General features: G+C 62.0%; 1 protein-coding gene. It reads right to left on the reverse strand.

The features are described 5' to 3' along the window. The coding region (locus tag MKD38_RS30415) for a Tn3 family transposase (protein ID WP_252682421.1) at positions 1 to 2,476 on the reverse strand (2,476 nt) is incomplete at its 3' end. Positions 2,477 to 2,640: the final 164 nt, after the last annotated feature.

Raw genomic sequence — 2,640 nt, forward strand, 5'->3', positions numbered from 1 at the left:
TGCCGAACCGCTGCAGCGCGACGATTGCACTCACCCGGCCCGAGTGGATGGAGGCGATTAGGCGCAGCAAGCCATCCCAGCCGTCGCGGATTGCCTTGAGCGAGATCTCGGGCGAGACGGCGGCCGACAGTCCATCCGTTACCTGCAGACCGCGCGGCAAATACAGCTTGCGCTCCGACAGATTGCGCAGCCATGGGCATAGATCAAAGCCGAGCAATTTGGACACCGCCATCCCAACGCTCGTGTATCCATGGGTATCGACCGCGAGCCGGAGCAGCCCGCCGTCGCTGCGGGTCTCATTGTGGCGCATGACCCCTTCAATGGCCACGCCGGCCTGGCGTTCGTTGAGCACCATGGGCTGGTTATAGACGATTCCGTGCTGGTCCAGCACGTGCGTATAGATCCCGACGGCATGAGTGCGACGTCGAGGATCGGCGCGGGCATAGAACAAGTGTCGCGAGGTGTCCAGGCTCATCGAATCGCTGGACGCCTGTTGACCGGTCCCCCATAACTCGGTGATCGGGTGCGTGCGCTGGAATTCCACTACCCGTTCGTTCGCTCGGCGCAGCCGCCCGGGCATCTCAAGCGCGCGCATCGCGGTGGAGACGTGCGCCGGATCGAGCTTCGGAATCATGGCGGCGACACCCTTGGCGTCGAGCTCGGTGCCATGGGCGAGCAGCGCGGCGTAGAGCGTGATCAGTTCGTGCGCGTCCCCGTTGCGTGCCAGCAGCACTTCGCTGAAATTGGTACGGGCATCCATCTCGAGGATCATGTCGGCAAACTGCGCGCTGCCGATGTCCTTGAAGAGCAGATCACGGGTGCGCGTGGGGATGCCATCGCTTTCCGCCGCTTCGAGCGGCGACAGATGCAGCACGCCGTTCGTGTCGATCGTGACGTGGCCTGCCGCACGGGCCTCGTCCAGTGCCGCGAGGCCTGCCTTCAGGTGATCCATGAGGGGATTGAGGTAGGTGTCCGCCTGGTTCGGCAAGTCAAGCGTGGACAGATACCGGTCGCGCTCAGAATCCCACTGAGCGGGCGGGATCAGCAGTTGATCGCGTTCCCGAAACGACAGGCTATGGCTGATCCACACGGTGCCGCGGCGCAGCCCCTTACGCAGGCCCGTGATCGCGCAGGCTTCCATCGCGCGCAACGCGCGCTTACGGTCTTCGCCGTCGACCAGGTCACGCCAGCTCGCGCCCACCGACACATTGCAATCGGGCGGCAATTCCGTCGCGCCTTGGTCGTGCAGACTACCGATGAACTCAAGCTGCCGCAGGGCCGGATCGGTGCTGTTGCTGGCAAATTCCAACTCCCGCAAGGAAGTCACGAGGTTGCGGATACGGTGGTGGTCTTCCGTGAGCGTTTCGCGCACGCTGGCGGCGTGGCTTGCCGGCGGTTTGGCCGATAGGCCTTCAAGCAGCTTGCCGATGTCGGCCAGCCGTTCTTCGGCCGAGCGGCGGGTATCGTCAACCAGGGCCTTGATCTCGACCATTTGCTGCCGGTATTCGCTCGCCGAGCGCGCTTGCTTCGTCGTGGTCTTGTTGTAGGCCTGCCGAACTAGGTCGGAGACGCGCCGTCCGGTTTGGTAGAGCATCGCGTCCGTCAGCTCCAGCAAGGTCACACGCAGGAAAAACACCAGCTCAATCGTACGCGTGGAGGTCTTCAGTTCGCGGACTTTGGCGGGACGGCGAGCCTGGATACGCTGGCCACAGGCGCGCTGCTTCTCGATCGGAATGGCATCAAACGCCCAAGTATGCGCGCCGAGGCTCTTCAGGAAGCGGATCTTGGCCAGCGTCTCATTCATGGTTGAGGGGCTGTGCCGTGCTGGCGGGGTCTTGAGCCATTCCAGCACGGTCGTTCCCGCTGTTGCATGTTGGGCGAACACGGCAGCTTCGGCTCCTGCTATCTGCGCCAGGGGGACGACCGCCTCAATCGACAGCAGCAAATCTCGCTCGATGCCCGCCCAAATTGAGCGAGCCAGGCTCAGCAGCGCTCGTGTCGAAGGAATCAGAATCCGTCGCTCATACAGCCAGTAGTGGGCGTGCTGGATCAACTCCTCAAGGGAAAGCGATTCGGCGGCATCTTGCCGCATCCAAGCTCCGAGGCCTCTCCAGTGATCGTCATCGATTCGTGTCAAGCCGAGGTATTGGCAGGCCCAGACCTGGTGTTCATACAGCGTCGGATATCGCTGATAGATGGTGCGCAGCGAGGCGATCGTCGGAGTTGGTAACCCCAGCTTTTCGCCCACGTAGCGCAAGAGCTGACGGGGGAGTGTGTTCAGTTGGTCAAGGGTACGGCCACTTGCCCGCAGAAATGCCAGCTGGATGGCGGCTCCGGCACGGCCGGCACGCCGAAATTTCTGGTTGATTGCGGCAACGTCGCTGTCGGTCAGCGCGAAATAGTACTCGACATCGAATTCCGACAATCGAGAAGGCAAACTGTCTTTTCCCACATAGCGAAATTCCAAGCCCGGCATCTTCCGCCCCCATCCAGGTGACACGATCCGAAATCGCGGGCGGACATGGTACTCCCGAAGTCACTTGAGGGCAGCAGGCAGCTGTCTGCTTTGCCCGGAGCGCCTTATAAAGAAAGGCTTTGCGGGGAAACCGTAAGATTTTGCACAAAAAGGACGACTACCCC

Source organism: Cupriavidus sp. WGlv3 (assembly GCF_023952475.1).
GTDB classification, from domain to species: Bacteria; Pseudomonadota; Gammaproteobacteria; order Burkholderiales; family Burkholderiaceae; genus Cupriavidus; species Cupriavidus phytorum.